The organism is Streptomyces sp. NPDC085931 (assembly GCF_044540565.1).
Lineage (GTDB): Bacteria > Actinomycetota > Actinomycetes > Streptomycetales > Streptomycetaceae > Streptomyces.
The window spans coordinates 256,160-276,157 of the sequence record NZ_JBITSK010000002.1 but is presented as its reverse complement, the minus strand read 5'-3'; the positions used below and the strand labels follow the sequence as shown (position 1 = coordinate 276,157).

The following is a 19,998-nucleotide window of genomic DNA, read 5'->3' as shown; positions in this document are numbered from 1 at the left end:
CATGACGTCTTCGAAGCGAAACCGTGCCGAGGCCCTCCCGCAGGACCTCCAGGAAGCACTCCGCCGCCGGCTGGCCGGACGGGCCGCCGCGGGCGCCCTGGGCGCCGCCCGGCAGGCCATCCCGCGCGCCGACCGCACCCGGCCGCTGCCGCTGTCCTTCGCCCAGCAGCGCCTGTGGTTCCTGGACCGGCTGCGCCCCGGCGACCCGCGCTACAACAGCGCCGTCGCGCTGCGCCTGACCGGCGCCCTCGACCACACCGCCCTGTCCGCCGCGCTGGAGCACGTGGTGGGACGGCACGAGGCGCTGCGCACCACGTTCCAGGAGCACGACGGCACCCCCGCGCAGACCGTCCACCCGGCCGGGCCGCTCCCGCTGCCCGTGCACGACCTCACGGGCGAGGCCGAGGCAGACCCGGAGGCCGCGCTGCTGGCCGAGTACGAGCGGCCCTTCGACCTGGAGACCGGGCCACTGCTGCGCGCCCTGCTCCTGCGGGAGGCTCCCGACAGCCACGTCCTGCTGCTGACGGCCCATCACATCGTGACCGACGGCTGGTCCATGGGCGTCCTGCTGGACGAACTGTGCACCGCCTACGACGCCCTCGCCCGAGGCGCGCGGCCCGCACTGGCGCCGGTGGCCACGCAGTACCCGGACTTCGCCGTCTGGCAGCGCGAGCAGCTCTCCGGCACCCGGCTGGAGCGCCAGCTGGCGCACTGGAAGGAGAGACTGTCGGGCGCGGTCGCCCCCGAACTGCCGCTGGACCGGCCCCGCCGGGCGGAGGAGTCCGGCGCGGGCGCGGTGCACACCTTCACCGTCCCGGCGGCCACCACGGCCCGGCTGAAGCAGCTCGCGGCCGAGCAGCACACGACCCTGTTCACCGCCCTGGTCGCCGCCTGCCAGACCCTGCTGGCCCGCTGGTCCGGGCAGGACGACATCACCGTCGGCTCGCTCACCCCCGGGCGTGGACGCACCGACCTGGAGCGGGCCGTCGGGTTCTTCGTCAACACCGTCGCGCTGCGCACCCGCGTCGAGACGAGCGGCACCTTCCGGCAGCTGCTCACCGCCGCCGCCGACACCGTCAACGACGCCTTCGCGCACGGCGACACGCCGTTCGAACGGCTGGTGGAGGCCGTCGGCGCGACCCGCGAGGCGGGCCGCAACCCCCTGTTCGACGTGATGGTCCTGCTGCACCCGGCGCCGCCCACCGCACCCGACCCGCACGGTCTGACCGCCTCCCCGGTCGCCGTGCCCCGGCGGGCCGCCACGTTCGACCTGAGCGTGGAGTTCGTGCCCGACGGCGACGGGCTGACCGGCCTGCTGGAGTACCGCACCGACCTGTTCGACGCGGCCACCGCCGAGCGCATGGCGGACCAGTTGCTGCGCACCCTGGACGGCGCCGCCGCCGGCCCCGACCGGCCGCTCGGCGCCCTGCCCCTGCTCTCGCCCGAGCAGGAGCGCCAGGTGACGCGGGACTGGAACGACACCGCGCGCCCGGTGCCCGAGGAGACCCTGCCCGAGCTGTTCGCCCGGCAGACGGCCCGCACCCCGCACGCCACCGCCCTGGTCGCCGGCGACGTACGCCTGGACTACGCGACGCTCGACGCCCGCGCCGACCGCCTGGCCCGCCGCCTGGTGGCGCGGGGAGCCGGACCCGAGCGCCTGGTCGCCCTGCGACTGCCGCGCACCGCCGACATGATCGTGGCGATCCTCGCCGTCTGGAAGGCCGGCGCCGGCTACCTCCCCCTGGACCCGGCACTGCCCGAGGACCGGGTGCGGTTCCTGCTGGAGGACGCGCGGCCCGCGCTCGTCCTCGACGAGGCCGCCCTGCGGGAGGCCGACGGAGCCACGGCTGCTCCGCTCGCCCCGCCGCACCCCGACACCACCGCCTACGTCATCTACACCTCCGGCTCCACCGGCCGCCCGAAGGGCGTGACCGTGACCCACCGGGCGGCCGCGAACCTCCTGGCGGGCCACCGCGCAGGGTTCGTCGCCGAGGCCGGCGGCGGGCCGCTGAACGTGGCGCTCACGGCGTCGTTCTCCTTCGACACCTCCCTGGAGGGCGTGCTGCTGATGGCCGACGGCCACCCGCTGCACCTGGTCGACGAGACGACCCGCCTGGACGCCGCCGCCCTGGTCGCGTACGTCGTCGAGCACCGCGTCGACTTCCTCGACCTCACCCCCACCTACCTGCGCCAGCTGCTGCCCGCCGGACTGCTCGACGACCCGCGCCACCACCCGCGCGTCCTCATGCTCGGCGGCGAGGCCGTCGGACCCGCCCTGTGGCGGGAACTGGCGGCTCGCCGTGACGTGGCGGCGTACAACTTCTACGGGCCCACCGAGTGCACCGTCGACGCGCTGGCCTGCCGCATCGAGGGCGAGGGCCGGCCGACCGTGGGACGGCCGCTGCGCAACGTGCGCGCCTACGTCCTCGACGACCGGCTGCGGCCCGTGCCGCCCGGCGTCGGCGGCGAGTTGTACCTGGCCGGTGTGCAACTGGCCCGCGGCTACAGCGGGCGGCCGGGACTGACGGCCGCGCGGTTCCTGCCCGACCCGTTCGGCCCGCCCGGCACCCGCATGTACCGCACCGGCGACCTGGCCCGCTGGAGCGCCGACGGACGCCTGGACTACCTGGGGCGCGCCGACGACCAGGTCAAGGTGCGCGGCCACCGCATCGAACCCGGCGAGGTCGAGGCGGCCCTGACCGACCTGCCCGAGGTCGCCGCCGCCGCGGTCGTCGCCGTCACCGACCCGCACGGCCACGTCCGGCTCGCCGCCTACCTCGTGCCCTCAGACCCCGCCGCCCGGCCCGCGCCGGGGGAGGTGCGGACGGCCGTACGGCGGACGCTGCCCGACCACATGGTGCCGTCCTCCTTCACCGTGCTCGACGCCCTGCCGATGACCGTCAGCGGCAAGGTCGACCGGCGTGCCCTGCCCGCGCCCGACTTCGAAGGCGCCGAGCAGGAGCGGGAGTTCGTCGCCCCGCGCACCCCCGAGGAGGAGACCCTCGCCCGCATCTGGGCCGAGGTGCTGGGCGCCCGCCGGGTCGGCGTGACGGACAACTTCTTCGAACTGGGCGGCGACTCCATCCTCAGCATCCAGGCCGTCTCCCGCGCCCGCGCGGCCGGGCTGCACCTGACCTCACGGGACGTCTTCCGCCACCAGACCGTCGCCGACCTGGCCGCCGCCGCGTCCGCGCGCACCGCGCCGGTGCCCGCCCCCCGGCGCCCCGCCGAGCAGGGCCCGGCGCCGCTGACCCCCGTGCAGGAGTGGTTCTTCGCCACCCACGGCCCGCTGCGGCACTTCACCATGTCGATGCTGCTGGACCTGCCCCACGACCTCGACGAGCCCGCCCTGGAGCGCGCCCTGGAGGCGCTGGCCGCCCACCACCCGGCGCTGCGCACCCGCTTCGCCCGCTCCGGGGACGCCTGGCTCCAGCACCCCGGCGAGGGCCCGGCCGGCGGCCTGCTCACCCGCCACGACCTCTCCGGCGCCGCCGACCCGGCGGCCGAGCGGGAACGCGCCGCCGGGGCCGCCCGCGCCGCCCTCGACCCGGCCACCGGCGCCCTGCTGCGCGCCGCCCTGTTCACCCGCACCGGCGAGCGCCCCCAACTCTTCGTCACCGCACACCACTTGGCGGTGGACAGCGTCTCGTGGCGCATCCTGCTCGCGGACCTCACGGTGGCCTACCGGCAGGCCGCCGGGGGAGAGGCGGTCCGGCTGGAGCCCGTCGCCACACCGTTCACCGACTGGGCCGCGCACCTGTCGCGCCGGGTGCGCGAAGGGGAACTCGACGCGGACCTGCCGCACTGGACGGCCGAGGCCGCCGAGCCCCGCACCCCGCTGCCCGTGGACCGCCCCGGCACCCCGCTCGCCGGCTCGGTCCGCACCCTCACCAGCCGCGTGGACCGCGCCACCACCGAGGCGCTGCTGCGCCGGGTGCCCGCCGTCTACCGCACCCAGGTCAACGACGTGCTGCTCGGCGCGCTGAGCCGGGTCCTCGCCGACCGGACGGGCGCCGAGCGCGTGACCGTCCTGCTGGAGGGCCACGGCCGCGAGGACGACACACTGGACCTGTCCCGCACGGTGGGCTGGTTCACCGCCCAGTACCCCGTCACCCTCGCGCCCGCCGGACCGTCCGGGGCGCCCGACTGGGGCGCCACCCTCAAGGCCGTGAAGGAGCGGCTGCGGTCCGTGCCCCGGCACGGCCTGAGCTACGAGGCCCTGGCCCGCCTCGGTTCGCCCGACCCGGCAGCCCGCGCCCTCGCGGACGTGCCGCTGCCGCAGATCAGCTTCAACTACCACGGCCAGTGGGAGGCCCCCGCCGGCGGCGACTTCGCCCCGGCCGGCGAGGCACCCGGCCGCGACATCGCCCCGGACACACCCCTGGACCACTTGCTCGACGTCTCCGCCGTCGTCACCGACGGCGAACTGCGGATCACCTGGCACTACAGCGACCAGGTGCACGACGAGGCCACCGTCCGCGCCCTCGCCGACGGCATGACCGGCGCGCTCGCCGCGATCACCGAGCACTGCGCCCGGCCCGGCGCGGGCGGCCGCACCCCGTCCGACTTCCCGCTGGCCCGCCTCGACCAGGAGCGCCTGGACCGCCTCGTCGGCGACGGCCGGGACGTGGAGGACGTCCTGCCGCTCACCCCGCTGCAGGAGGGCATGCTCTTCCACCGGCTCGTCGGCGGACCCGACGACGTCTACGTCGACCAGGCCGGCCTGCTGCTCGACGGCGTCGCCGACCCGCACGCCTTCGCCGTCGCCTGGCAGCGCGTCACCGACCGCACACCCGCCCTGCGCACCTGCGTCGTCTGGGAGGACGTGCCCGTCCCCCTCCAGATCGTGCGCCGCGAGGTGCGCGTGCCGGTCACGCATCTCGACTGGCGCGACCTGGACGAGGCGGACCGCGCCGAACGCCTGGCCCGGCTGCGGGCCGACGACCTGGCCCGGGGCATCGACCTGGCCGCCGCACCCCTGATGCGCCTGACCCTGGTCCGACTGCCCGACGCCCGGCTGCATCTGCTGTGGACCTCCCACCACCTGATCCTGGACGGCTGGAGCCTGGCCCAGGTGCTGACCGAGGTGTGCGAGGAGTACGCCGCGCTCACCGCGGGCACCGAGCCGCGCCCGCCGCTGCGGCGCCCCTTCGGCGACTACGTGCGCTGGCTCGCCGACCAGGACCCCGACGCCACGCGCGCCCACTGGCAGGGCGTCCTCGCCGCGTTCGCCGAACCCACCCCGCTGCCCACCGACCGGCCCCTGCGCGAGGCCCACCAAGCCCGCTCGGCCGAGGTGCACACGGCCGGTCTGGACGCGGAGGCGTCGGCCCGTCTCGCGCGCACCGCGCGTGCGGCCGGCCTCACCCTCAACACGGTCGTCCAGGGCGCCTGGGCCCTGCTGCTGGCCCGCTACGCCGCCCAGGACGACGTGGTGTTCGGTACCACCGTCTCCGGGCGGCCCGACGACCTGCCCGGCGTCGAGTCGATGGTCGGCATGTTCATCAACACCGTGCCCACCCGGGTCCGCGTCGACGCCGGGCGTCCCGCCGGGGCCTGGCTCCGCGAACTCCAGGACGCCCAGGCCGAGTCGAGGCGGTTCGCGGCCGTATCGCTCGCCGAGCTGACCCAGCTGAGCGACGTGCCGTCCGGCAGTCCGCTCTTCCACAGCATGGTCGCCTTCGAGAACTACCCCTTCGACGAGGCCCGCACGGCCGGGTCCGGGATCCGGCTGGCCGAGGTGACCTCCCGCGACGCCACCAACTACCCGCTCGTCCTGCGCGCCTACCACGGCGAGCGCCTCGGTTTCGACCTCGCCTACGACCCGGACCTGTTCGACGCGGCGACCGTCCGCGCCCTCGCCGACCGGCTCTGCCTGCTCCTGACCGGGCTCGCCGACGGCACCGACCGGCCGCTGCGCGCCCTGACGTGGACGACGCCCGAGGAACGGCGCCGCATCCTCACCGACTGGAACGGCACCGAGTCCGGCCGCCCCACCGGGACACTGGTGGACCTGTTCGAGGCGCAGGCCGCCCGCACCCCCGGCGCCACCGCCGTCACCTGCGGAACCGAGCACCTCGACTACGCGACCCTCGACGCCCGCGCCGGGCGGCTCGCCCACCGGCTCGCCGAACTCGGCGCCGCGCCCGAGCGGTTCGTCGCCCTCGCCCTGCCCCGCTCCACCGACCAGGTCGTCGCGATCCTCGCCGTGCTGAAGACCGGCGCGGCCTATCTGCCGATCGACCCGAACTCGCCCGCGGAACGCGTCGCCCACCTCCTCACCGACGCCTCCCCGGTGACGCTGGTGACCACCCGCGACACCGCGGGCCGCCTCGACGGCACCGCTGTGCCCGTCGTCCTGCTCGACGCCCCGGACGAGGAAGCCGACCTCGCCCGGCGCCCGACCACAGGACCCCACCCGGCCCGCCGCCCCCTGCCGGAGAGCCCCGCCTACGCCATCTACACCTCCGGCTCCACCGGCCGCCCCAAGGGCGTGGTGATCCCGCACGCCAACGTGGTGCGGCTGTTCACCCGCACCCGCCCGTGGTTCGCGTTCGGCCCGGACGACGTGTGGACGCTGTTCCACTCCTACGCGTTCGACTTCTCCGTGTGGGAGCTGTGGGGCCCGCTGCTGCACGGCGGCCGGCTCGTCGTCGTGCCCGACGAGACCGCCCGTTCCCCGGAGGACTTCCTGCGGCTGCTGGCCGACGAGGGGGTCACCGTCCTCAACCAGACGCCGTCCGCGTTCTACCCGCTGGTCCGCGCCGACGCCGAACACCCGGACACCGGTGCCCGCCTCACCCTGCGCACCGTGATCTTCGGCGGCGAGGCCCTCGACGTCGGCCGGCTCGCCGACTGGTGGACCCGCCACCCGGCCGACACCCCGCGCCTGGTCAACATGTACGGCATCACCGAGACCACCGTGCACGTCACCCACGCCCCGCTCGACCCCGCCACCGCCGCGCACGGCCCCGCCAGCCCCATCGGCGTCGGCATACCCGACCTGCGGCTCTACGTGCTCGACGCGGACCTGGCGCCCCTGCCGCCGGGCGCGACCGGCGAGCTGTACGTGGCGGGGGAGGGCCTGGCCCGCGGCTACCTGGGCCGCCCCGGCCTGACCGCCACCCGGTTCCTTGCCGACCCGTTCGGCCCGGCCGGCAGCCGCATGTACCGCACCGGCGACCGGGCGAAGTGGCGGGCGGACGGCACCCTGGAGTACCTGGGCCGCGCGGACGTCCAGGTGAAGATCCGCGGCTACCGCATCGAGCCCGGCGAGATCGAGGCCGCCCTGCACACCCACCCCGGGGTCACCGACGCCGCCGTCGGCGTGTTCGAGGACGCCTCCGGCACCCGCCGACTGGTGGCGCACGTCGTCGGCACCGGCGGTGCCACACCCCCGGCGGCCGAGCTGCGCGCCCACCTGGAACGGCTGCTGCCCGCCCACATGGTGCCCGCCGCCTACGTCCCGATGGACGCCCTCCCGCTCACCGTCAACGGCAAACTCGACCGGCGCGCCCTGCCCGCCCCCACGGCGGACGGCTACGCCGCCGGCACCGACCGGACCGCACCGCGCACCCCCGCCGAACGGGCCGTCGCCGCCGCCTGGTCGGACGTCCTCGGGGTCCGGGAGGTGCACGCCGGGGACGACTTCTTCGCGCTCGGCGGCGACTCCATCCTCGCCGTCCGCGTCACCGCCCGGCTGCGCGCCGCCTTCGGCCCGGACGTGTCTCCCCGCCTGCTGTTCACCCACAGCACGCTGTCCGCGCTCGCCGCCGAACTCGGCGACCCGGTGGGCGACGCCGCCGCCGCGCCCGCCGACGCGATCCCGGCGACCGCCCCGCAGACCCCGGCGCCCCTGTCGTACGCCCAGCAACGCCTGTGGTTCCTCGACCGGTTCGAGCCCGGCAGCACCGAGTACACGACGCTGTCCGTGCTGCGCCTGCGCGGCCCGCTCGACGAACGGGCCCTGCGCACCGCCCTGGACGGCCTCGTCGCCCGCCACGAGGCCCTGCGCACCACCTTCACCGAACAGGACGGGCAGCCCCGGCAGGTGGTGCACCCACCGCACCCGGCCGCCCTCACCGTGGACGACCTCACCGCCGCATCCGATCCGCGCGCCGCGGTGGACGAGTGGCTGGAGCGCGAGGCCGCCACGCCCTTCGACCTGGCGACCGGGCCGCTGCTGCGCGCCCGCCTGGCCCGCACGGCGGACGACGAGCACGTGCTGGCCCTCGCCGTCCACCACATCGTCACCGACGGCTGGTCGCTCGGCGTCCTCGGCCGGGACCTGGGCGAGCTGTACACGGCCGCTCACGAAGGCCGCGGCCCGCAACTCCCCGAACTGCCCGTGCGGTACGCCGACCACGCCACGTGGCAGCGCGCCCGCACCGACCAGGTCGAGCGGCAACTCGCCCACTGGCGCGAGAAGCTGGCCGGGGTGCCGCCGCTGGAGCTGCCGACCGACCGGCCGCGTCCCGCCGTCCGCACCCGCGACGGCGCGCTCATGACCTTCACCCTGCCCGCCGAACTGACCGACCGGCTGCGCGAGCGGGGCCGGGAGGCCGACGCCACCCTCTACATGACCCTGCTCACCGCGTGCACGGTCCTGCTGTCCCGCTGGGCCGACCAGGACGACTTCGCCGTCGGCACCGTCACCGCCGGCCGCGAGCGGCCCGAACTGCACGACGTCGTCGGCATGTTCGTCAACACCCTCGTGCTGCGCAACGAGGTGCGGCCCGGCACGTCGTTCCGCGCGCTCCTGGAGCAGGTGCGCGGCACCGTCCTGGACGCGTTCGCCCACCAGGACGTGCCCTTCGAACGGCTGGTGGACGCCCTCCAGCCCGAACGGGACACCAGCCGCACGCCCCTGTTCCAGGTCATGGTCGCCCTGCACAACCTGGGCGCCGAGGCACCCGCGCTGCCGGGCCTGGACGCCGAACCGGTGCTGCCGCCGGTCCGGCACGCCACCTTCGACCTGGCCTTCGACTTCGTGGAGGGCGACGGCGGCGTCACCGGCCATCTGGAGTACAACACCGGCCTGTTCGACGCGGACACCGCCCGCCGCCTGGCCGCCCGCCTGCGGCTGCTGCTGGAGGCGGCGGCGCAGGACCCGGACCGCGACGTCCGGGCGCTGGAGCTGATGACCGCCGGCGAACGGCGACGGGTGCTGCGCGACGGGCAGGGCGCGCACCTCACCGTCCCGGACACCACCTTCCCCGCCCTCTTCGAGGCGCAGGCCGCCCGCACCCCGCACACCACCGCCCTGGTGGCCCGCGACGCCACCCTCGACTTCGCCGCCCTGAACGACCGCGCGAACCGGCTCGCCCACCACCTGCTGGCCCAGGGCACCGGCCCCGAGCGGGTGGTCGCCGTCCGGCTGCCGCGCACCTCCGGGCTGATGGTCGCGGTCCTCGCCGTCGCCAAGGCCGGCGCCACCCTGCTCTACCTCGACCCCGACCTGCCCGCCGAACGCGCCGCCGGGCTCCTCGCGGACGCCGCCCCGCACACCGTGCTCACCCCCGACGCGCTGCGCGCCACCCCCTGGGACCGGCTGCCCGCCCACAACCCCACCGACCACGACCGCCCGGCCCCCCTGCGCCCGGACCACGCCGCCTACATCGTCTACACCTCCGGCTCCACCGGCCGCCCCAAGGGCGTGGTCGTGGCACACCGCCAGCTGGTCAACCTCTGCCACGACCACCGCGCAGGGCTCGTCGCCCCGCACACCGCGGACGGACAGCGGCTGCGCGCCGCGCTCAGCGCCTCGTTCTCCTTCGACACCTCCTGGGAGGGGCCGCTGCTGCTCGCCCTCGGCCAGGAGGTCCACCTCGTCGACGACGACGTACGCCTGGACCCGGAGGCGTTCTGCGCGCAGATCACCGAACGGCGCCTCGACCTGGTCAACGTCACCCCGTCCTTCCTGCGCGAACTGCTCGCCGCGGGACTCCTCGCGCCCGGCCGCCACCACCCCCGCGTCCTGCTGGTCGGCGGCGAGGTGACGGGCCCCGACACCTGGCGCGAACTGTGCGCCGCCGCCCGACTCGGCGTCACCGCCTACAACATGTACGGCCCCACCGAGTGCACCGTCGACGCCACCTACGGCCGCGTCACCGACCGCCCCGAGAGGCCGGTCATCGGACGCCCCGGCGCCAACCTGCGCGCCTACGTCCTGGACGGCGCCCTGCGCCCGGTGCCGCCCGGCACGCCCGGCGAGCTGTACCTCGCCGGCGCGCAGGTCGCCCGCGGCTACCTGAACCGCCCCGGGCTGACGGCGACGCGGTTCCTCGCCGACCCGTTCGGCGCGCCGGGGGAGCGGATGTACCGCACCGGCGACCGCGCCCGCCGCGACGAAGAGGGAGTGCTGGAGTTCCTCGGCCGCGCCGACGAACAGATCAAGATCCGCGGGTTCCGCATCGAGCCCGGCGAGGTCGAGGCCGCGCTGCTCGCCCACCCGGACGTCACCGACGCCGTCGTCACGGCACGCGAGCACGCGGGCCGGCTGATGCTCGTGGCGTACCTGGTGCCCGCCGGGGACACCGCCCCGGCCGCCGACGAACTGCGTCTCGCGCTGCGCCGCACCCTGCCGGACCACATGGTGCCCGCGGCGTTCGTCCCGCTGACCCGGATCCCGCGCACCACCAGCGGCAAGACCGACCGGCGCGCCCTGCCCGCCCCGCCCGCGCAGCCCGACACCACCGCCACCTACGTCGCCCCCCGCCCCGGCACCGAACAGACCCTCGCGACGATCTGGGCGGACGTCCTGCGCGTCGAACGGGTCGGCGCGCGCGACAACTTCTTCGCGCTCGGCGGCGACTCGATCCTCAGCATCCAGATCGTCTCCCGCGCCCGCCAGGCCGGACTCGCCCTCACCACCAAGGACGTCTTCCGCCACCAGACGGTCGCCGAACTCGCCCTGCGCGTCACCGAGTCGACGCCGGCCGCCACCGACTCGACCGCCCCCGCCGAGGCGCCGCTCACCCCCATCCAGCACTGGTACCTCGACGGCCGGCGCCCCGGCGACCCGCTGCGCTTCACCATGTCCCAGCGTCTCGAACTGGCCCCCGGCACCGACCTGATGGCCCTGCGCACCGCCGCCGACGCCCTCGTGCGCCACCACCCGGCGCTGCGCACCCGCTTCCGCCGCCACGAGGACGGCTGGCGTCAGGAGGTCCTGCCCGGCGTCCCGGACGGCACCGTCACCCGGCACGACGTGACCGGCCTCGACGGCCCCGCCCTGGAGACCGAGGCGGCCCGCCTCGCGGACGAGGCCCGCGCCGCCCTCGATCCCACCGAGGGCCGGGTGGTACGTGTCCTGCTCCTCGACCGCGGCCCGCACGCACCTGCTCAACTGCTGTTCCTCGTGCACCACTTGGCCGTCGACGGCGTCTCCTGGCGCATCCTGCTCGGCGACCTGGAGACCGCCCACCGGCAGGCCGCCGCCGGACACCCCGTCGAGCTGCCCCAGGTCACCACCGCGTACGGCACCTGGGCGGCCCGCCTGGAGGCCCACACCCGCTCCGGCGCCCTGGACGGCGACCTCGCCCACTGGCGGCGTACCGCCGAGGCCCCCGCCGAGCTGCCCGCGGGCCGCCCCGGCCCGAACACCCACGGCACCGCCGCCACGGTCACCGTGGAACTGGAGCCGGAGACCACCGAGGCCCTGCTGCGGCAGGTCCCGGAGGTCTACCGCACCCAGGTCAACGACGTCCTGCTCAGCGCCCTCGGCCGCACCCTGGCCCGCTGGTGCGGACGCGACAGCGTCCTGGTCGGCGTCGAGGGCCACGGCCGCGAGGACCTCTTCGTCGACCTGGACCTGTCCCGCACGGTCGGCTGGTTCACCGCCGAGTTCCCCCTCGCGCTGACCGTCGCCCCCGACGCCGGCTGGCACGACACCCTGCGCTCGGTCAAGGAACAACTGCGCGCGGTCCCCCTGCACGGCCTGAGCCACGGCGCGCTGCGCCACCTGCTGCCCGACAGCCCGCTGGCCGGCGCCCCGGCGCCCCGGGTCGGCTTCAACTACCACGGCCGGTGGGACGCCGACGGGGGTGGCAGCGGCCTGTACGGCGCGGCCCTGCCCCCGGCCGGCTCCGACACCGACCCCGACGCCCCCCGGCCCTACCTGCTGGACATCACCGGCGTGGTGCAGGGCGGCCGGCTCGAACTCGGCTGGACCTACCCGCCGGCCGTCTACGACGAGTCCACCGTCCGCGCGCTCGCCGAGGACATGTGCGCGGCGCTGCGCGAGATCGCGGCCCATTGCGCCCGCCCGGACGCGGGCGGCCGCACCCCGTCCGACTTCCCGCTGGCCAGGCTCGGGCAGAGCGACCTGGACCGCCTGGTGGGCGACGGCCGACACGTGGCCGACGTCCTGCCGCTGACACCGCTGCAGGCCGGCATGCTCTTCCACGGCCTGGTGGACACCGAGGGCGCCTACTCCGACCGCGTGGCCGTGCGCCTGTCCGGGGTGAGCGACCCGCAGGCCTTCGCCGCCGCCTGGCAGCAGGTCGCCGACCACACCGAGGCCCTGCGCACCAGCGTCCACTGGCAGGGCCTGCCGCACCCCGTGCAGGTCGTGCACCGGCACGTCGAGCTGCCCGTCACCCACCTGGACTGGCGGGACCTGACGCCCGGGGAGCGCGACGCGGCCACCGAGGACCTGCTGGCCGCCGACCGGGCGGCGGGCATGGACCTGACCACCGCACCCCTCACCCGCATCGCCCTGGCCGCGCTGCCCGGCGACGAGATCCTGCTGCTGTGGTCCTCCCACCACCTGATCCTGGACGGCTGGAGCACCGGACAGCTCCTCACCGAGGTGTGCGAGCGCTACGCCGCGCTCACCGGCGGCCGGGCGGCCCCCGCACCGGTCAGGCGCCCCTTCGCCGACTTCCTGCGCTGGCTGCACGACCAGGACGAGAGCGCCGCCGAAGCCCACTGGGCCGACACCCTCGCCGGGTTCACCGACCGCACCCCGCTGCCGTACGACCGCACGCCGGCCGAGGAGCATCGCGCCCGCGCCGCCGCCCTGACCCACCGGCGGCTGGACGAGGACCTGTCGGTGCGGCTGCGGCGGAGTGCCGCCCGGTCCGGGCTCACCGTGAACACCGTCGTCGAGGGCGCCTGGGCGCTGCTGCTGGCCCGCCACAGCGGCCGCGACGACGTCGTGTTCGGCACCACCGTCTCCGGCCGCCCGGCCGAACTGCCCGGCGTGGAATCCATGATCGGCATGTTCATCAACACCGTGCCCACCCGCGTCCGCGTCGCGGGCGGGGGAGCGGTGGCCTGGCTGCGCGAGGTGCAGGAGCGCCAGAGCGACACCCGGCGCTTCGACTTCCTCGCCCTGCCGCGCATCCAGGCGCTGAGCGACACACCGGCCGGCGAGGCACTGTTCGACAGCATGGTGGTGTTCGAGAACTACCCCGTCGACGAGTCCGCCACGGCCCGCACGGGCGTGCAGGTCGAGGAGGTCCGTGCCGAGGACGCGCCCACCTTCCCGCTGTGCCTGCGCGCCCACCTCGGCGACCGCCTCGGCATCGACCTCGCCTACGACTCCGGCCTGTTCGACGCGGACACCGCCGAACGCCTCGCGGACCGGCTCACGGTCGTCCTGCGCGCCCTCGCCGACGCCCTGGAGACCGACGCGGACGTCACCGGCCTGGAGGCGCTGACCGAGGACGACCACGCCCTGCTGGAGCGGTGGAACACCCCCGTCCGCAGCGCCGGGCCGCGCAGCCCCGTCGCCCTGTTCGCCGAGCAGGCCCGCCGCACCCCCGAGGCACCCGCGCTGCGCGACGGCGACACGCACCTGACGTACCGTCAGCTCCATGAGTGGTCGGACGCAGTGGCCTCCCTGCTCCTCACCGGCGGACTGCGGGCCGAGGGCCGGGTGGCCCTGCTGATGGACCGCAGCGCCGAACTCGTCGTCGCCCAGCTCGCCGTCCTCAAGGCGGGCGGCGCCTACGTGCCCGTGGACGGCCGCGCACCCGAGGACCGGCGCCGCACGCTGATCCGACGCGCGGGCGTCACGGCCGAGTTGACGGCCGAGGACGTCACCGCCGCGCGCACGCCGGCACCCGGCGCACCCGCCGCCCCACCGGCGGACCCCGACCGGCTCGCCTACGTGATGTTCACCTCCGGGTCGACGGGCGAGCCGAAGGCGGTCGCCGTACGCCACCGTGACGTGGCGGCCCTCGCCACCGACGGCCGCTTCACCGGCGGTGTGTGCGAACGGGTGCTGCTGCACTCCCCGGTGGCCTTCGACGCCGCCACCTTCGAGGTGTGGGCGCCGCTGCTCACCGGCGGCTGCGTCGTCGTGGCACCCCCGCAGCCCCTGGACGCCGCGCTGCTGAGGCGGCTGGTCCACGACTGCGGCCTGAGCGCGCTGTGGCTGACCGCCGGTCTCTTCCGCCTCCTCGCCCAGGACGCACCGGACTGCTTCACCGGGCTGCGCCAGGTGTGGACCGGCGGCGACGTCGTACCCGCGGCGGCCGTACGCCGTGTCCTGGCCGCCTGCCCCGGCCTGGCGGTCGTGGACGGCTACGGCCCCACCGAGACCACGACGTTCGCCACGTCCTTCCCGCTCACCGACGCGGCCACCGTCCCCGACACCGTGCCCATCGGCCACCCGCTCGACGACATGCGCGTGCACGTCCTCGACCGGCGGCTGCGGCCCGTGCCGCCGGGCTGCCCCGGTGAGCTGTACCTCACCGGCGAGGGCGTGGCCCGCGGCTACCTGGGCCGCCCCGGCGACACCGCGGCCCGCTTCCTCGCCGACCCGGCCGGCCCGCCCGGCAGCCGCATGTACCGCACCGGCGACCTGGCCCGCCGCCGCGCCGACGGCACCGTGGAGTTCCTCGGCCGCGCCGACGACCAGGTGAAGATCCGCGGCTTCCGCGTCGAACCCGGCGAGGTCGAGACGGTCCTCGCCGCGCACCCCGCCGTCAGCGACGTGGCGGTGCTGGCCCGCGAGGACCGGCCCGGCAGCCGCCGTCTGGTGGCCTACGTGGTCGGCTCCGAAGACGTCACCGCCCTGCGGGAGTTCGCCCGGCGCTCCCTGCCGGACTACCTCGTGCCGTCGGCGTTCGTCGTCCTGCCCGCGCTGCCGCTCAGCCGCAACGGCAAGGTCGACCGGGCGGCGCTTCCGGCGCCGGAGCCCGCCAGCGGCGCAGCGCAGGGGGCGCCGGCCGCACCGCGCACCGACGCGGAGCGCCGCGCGGTGGAGATCTTCGCCGACGTCCTGTCCGTGCCGCGCCCCGGCGTGCGGGACGACTTCTTCCAGCTGGGCGGCGACTCCATCCTCAGCATCCGGCTGGCCGTGCGCCTGTCCGAGGCGTTCGGCACCGAGCTGTCGCCGCGCGCGGTCTTCACCCACCCGACCCCCGAGGCCCTCGCCGCCCTGCTCACCGAGGAACGCCCCGGCGACACCGAGTCCACGGCGATCGTCCCCGTCACCCGGGACACGCCCGCCCCCATGTCGTACGCCCAGCAACGCCTGTGGTTCCTGGAGGAGTTCGCGCCCGGCAGCGGCGAGTACGTCACCTCGCTGGCCCTGCGACTGCGCGGCCGGCTCGACGTGCCCGCCCTCACCGCGGCGCTGCACGCGCTGGTCGAGCGGCACGAGGCGCTGCGCACCACCTTCGACGCGGTCGACGGCCACGGCGTGCAGATCGTCCACCCGGCCGGAGACGTGCCGCTGACCCTGCACGACCTGTCGGCGCTCCCGGACGGCGACCGCGACGCCCGGCTCGCGGACCTGCTGGACGCCGAACGCGCCCGCACCTTCGACCTGCGGCGCGGCCCGCTCCTGCACACCGGTCTGATCAGGCTCGCGGACGACGAGCACGTCCTGACGCTGACCCTGCACCACATCGTCACCGACGGCTGGTCCACCGGCGTGCTCACCGGCGACCTCGCCCACTTCTACCGCTCCCGGCTCGGCGCGGAGGCCGGCACGCTGCCGCCGCTGCCGGTGCAGTACGCCGACTACGCGCACTGGCAGCGCGGGCGCGGCACCGACCACCACCTCGCGTACTGGAAGGAGCACCTGGCCGGGCTGGAGACGCTGGACCTGCCCACCGACCGGCCCCGCCCGCCGGTGCGCACCCACCCCGGCGCCTCCGTGCGGCTCGTCCTGCCCCGCGACACCACCCGCCGGCTCGCCCGGGTGGGCCGGGACCGGCAGGCCACCCTGTTCACCACGCTGGTCGCCGCCGCCCAGGCCTACCTGGCCCGGCTGACCGGCGGCGAGGACATCACCGTCGGCACGGTCACCTCCGGCCGCGACCGCGCCGAGGTCCAGCACCTCGTCGGGTTCTTCGTCAACACCCTCGTCCTGCGCTCCCGCGTCGAACCCGACCGCCCCTTCCCCGAGTTCCTCGACGAGGTCCGCGGGACCGTCCTGGACGCCTTCGCCCACCAGGAGGCGCCGTTCGAGCAGGTCGTGGACGAGGTGCAGCCGGTCCGCGACACCAGCCGCACCCCGCTGTTCCAGGTCATGGTCGTCCTCCAGAACGCCCCGGCCGCCACCCTCGACCTGCCCGGCCTGGAGGCCGGCGACGTCGACACCGAGCTGCGGCACGCCGCGTTCGACCTCACCCTGGAGTTCGCCGAGACCGGCACCGGCGAACTCCACGGTGTCCTCACCTACAACACCGACCTGTTCGACACGGCCACCGCCGAACGCATGGCCGACCAGCTCGCCACCCTTCTGACCGCCGTCGCCGAGAACCCCGACCGGCCCCTGGGCGCCCTGCCCCTGGCCACCGACGAGACCCTCAAGGCCGTCCTCGACCAGGGCCGCGGCACCGCCCGCCCGGTCCCGGCGGCCACCCTGCCCGAGCTGTTCGAACGACAGGCCGCCCACACCCCCGACGCGATCGCCTTGGCCGACGCCGACGGCCGGGAGCTGACGTACGCGCACGTCGAACGCGCCGCCAACCGGCTGGCCCACCACCTCATCGCCCGGGGCGTGGGACCCGAGCGGATCGTCGCGCTGGCCCTGCCCCGCAGCGCCGAGACCGTCGTGGCGCAGCTCGCCGTCACCAAGGCCGGCGGCGCCTTCCTGCCCGTCGACCCCGACTACCCGCGGCAGCGCCGGGAGTTCATGCTCCGCGACGCCGGAGCCCGGCTCGTCCTGGACGACCCCGCCGCCGTGTGGGACGCCGACGGCCCCGACACCGCGCCCACGGACGCCGACCGCACCTGCCCGCTCACCGTCGACCACCCGGCGTACGTGATCTACACCTCCGGCTCCACCGGCACCCCCAAGGGCGTCACTGTGACGCACCGCGGCCTCGCCGCCTTCGCCGCTTCGGCCGCCGACCGCTATGACGCGGGCCCCGGCGACCGGGTCCTGCAGTTCGCCTCACCCAGCTTCGACGCCTCCGTGCTGGAGCTGTGCGTGTCCCTGCTCAGCGGCGCCACCCTGCTCACCGGGGAGGAGGGCCCCCTCGTCGGCGAGCGCCTCGCCCAGGCCCTCGCCGAGCGGCGCGTCAGCCACACCCTGATCCCGCCCGCCGCCCTCGCGACGGTCGACCCGGCCACCGCCGACGCCCTGCCGCACCTGCGCACCCTCATCGTCGGCGCCGAGGCCTGCCCCGCCCACCTCGTCGAACGGTGGGCCCCCGGCCGACGGATGATCAACTCGTACGGCCCGACCGAGGCCACCGTCGTCGCCACCTGGACCGGCCCGCTCACCCCGGGCACGGGCGCCCCGCCCATCGGACGCCCGGCGGGGGCCAGCCGCGTCCACGTCCTCGACGCGGCCCTGCGCCCCGTCCCGCCCGGCGTCACCGGCGACCTCTACCTCTCCGGACCCGGCCTGGCCCGCGGCTACCTCGGCAGGCCCGGCCTGACCGCGTCCCGTTTCGTCGCCGACCCGTTCGGCGCCACCGGGGAGCGCATGTACCGCACGGGCGACCGCGCCCGCTGGGACGCGAACGGCGAACTCCGCTTCGCCGGACGCGCCGACGCCCAGCTCAAACTGCGCGGCTACCGCATCGAACCCGGGGAGATCGAGAGCGCGCTGCGCGGCAGCCCGCTGGTGCGCGACGCGGTGGTCACCGTACGCGCCGGCGGAAGCGACCCGGACGGCCGCTCCGGCGCCCGGCTGGTCGCCCACGTCGTCCCCGCCGACGGCACCCCGGACACCCTGCCCGTACCCGAGCTGCGCGACCACCTCGCCGGGCTGCTCCCGGCACACATGATCCCCTCGGCGTTCGTGCCGCTGGACCGGCTGCCGCTCACCCCGAACGGCAAGACCGACCGCAACGCCCTGCCCGAACCCGGGCCCGCGCACTCCGCCACCGGCCCGCACACGCCGCCGCGCACCGACACCGAACGCCGCATCGCCCGCATCTGGGGCGATGTCCTCGGCGTGGCCGACGTCGGGGCGCACGACAACTTCTTCCACCTCGGCGGCGACTCCGTCCTGAGCATGCAGGTCGTCTCCCGGATGCGACGCGACGGGCTGCACGTGACCACCCGCGACCTGTTCACCCACCAGACCGTCGCCGAGCTGGCCGGCGTCGTCACCACCGCGCCCCGGCACACCGGGCAGGAGGCGGTGAGCGGGGAGGTGCCGCTCACCCCGATCCAGGAGTGGTTCCTGACCGGACAGCGCGCCAGCCACGCCCACTTCAACCAGTCCCTGCTGGTGGAACTCGCCCCCGGCGTGGACGCCACCGCCCTCGAAACGGCCCTCAACGCCCTGCTCGACCACCACGACGCCCTGCGCATGCGGTTCAGCCAGGGCGGGGACGGCTGGCGCCAGTACAACCCGCCGGCGGCCGACACCGACCGCGACGGGCTCCTGACCCACCACGACCTCGGCGGGCTGGCGCCCACCGACGCCGACGCGGCGATGGAGAAGGCCGCCGACCACCTGCACACCGGCTTCGACCTCGCGCGTGGTCCTCTCCTGCGGGCGGCCCTGTTCACCGGCGCCGCCGACCGGCCCGACTTCCTCCTCCTGGTCGCCCACCACCTGGTCGTGGACGCCGTGTCCTGGCGCATCCTGCGCGACGACCTGGAGGCCGCATACCGGCAGGCCGCCCAGGGCGGACCCGTGGCACTGGGCGAACGCACCACCTCCTTCCGCGACTGGGCCCGCGGCCTCGCCGCACACGTCGCCTCCGGCGCCCTCGACCACGAACTGCCCTACTGGGAACGCGCGGTGGACACCGGACCGCTGCCGGCCGAGCCGGCGGCCGGGCCCGACACCGGCACCGTCGACACGCTCACCGTCGAACTGGACGAGGCGGACACCGAAGCCCTGCTGCGCGCCGCGCCGACCGCCTACCGCACCCGCGTCAACGACGTCCTGCTCGCCGCCCTCGCCCTCGCCCTGGCCCGCTGGACCGGCCGCGAGGACGTCCGCCTGGACCTGGAGGGGCACGGCCGCGAGGACGTCCTCGACGACGTCGACCTGACCCGCACGGTCGGCTGGTTCACCACCGTCCACCCCGTCGCCCTCCAGGTCCCCGAACCCGCCGGCCTCGGCCCCGACCGCGACTGGCGCACCCTGGTGAAGTCGGTGCGCCGCCAGCTGCGCGCCGTACCCGGCAACGGCCTCGGGTTCGGCGCGCTGCGCACCTTCGGACCGCCCGAGGTACGCGAGCGCCTGGGACGCGCCGCCCACGGCCAGGTCGTCTTCAACTACCTCGGGCAGTGGGACGCCCGCCCGGAGAACCCCGGCGACGGACTCGTCCGCGCCGAACACGGCTCGTTCGGCCGCCACCACGACCCGCGCGACAGCGGCTCCCACCCGCTGGAGATCGTCGGCGCCGTCCAGCGCGGCCGGCTGTCCTTCACCTGGCACCACCGGCCCGCCCTGCACGCCACCGGCACCGTGCGCCGGGTCGCCGAGGACTTCGCCCAGGCACTGCGCCACATCGCCCGCCACGCCCGCGAGCGCCGGTGACACCCCGCCCCGTCGGCCGGGCCCCACCACCGGCCGGCGCACGACCAACCGTTCCGCCGACACCGTCACGAACACAGAGAGCG

Annotated in this window: 1 protein-coding gene; it reads left to right on the top strand. The window is 76.0% G+C overall.

Annotated elements, in window-relative coordinates; genetic code table 11:
- Window position 1: 1 nt before the first annotated feature.
- The gene (locus ACIGAN_RS04170) at window positions 2-19,915 is read left to right on the top strand and encodes a non-ribosomal peptide synthase/polyketide synthase (protein WP_399854738.1); all 19,914 of its coding nucleotides are present in this window, start codon (window positions 2-4) and stop codon (window positions 19,913-19,915) included.
- The last annotated feature ends 83 nt before the right edge of the window (window positions 19,916-19,998 follow it).

Bases quoted from the DNA above. Each gene is read 5' to 3' on its own strand.
- ACIGAN_RS04170 (WP_399854738.1), top strand. From the start codon at position 2: ATGACGTCTTCGAAGCGAAACCGTGCCGAGGCCCTCCCGCAGGACCTC.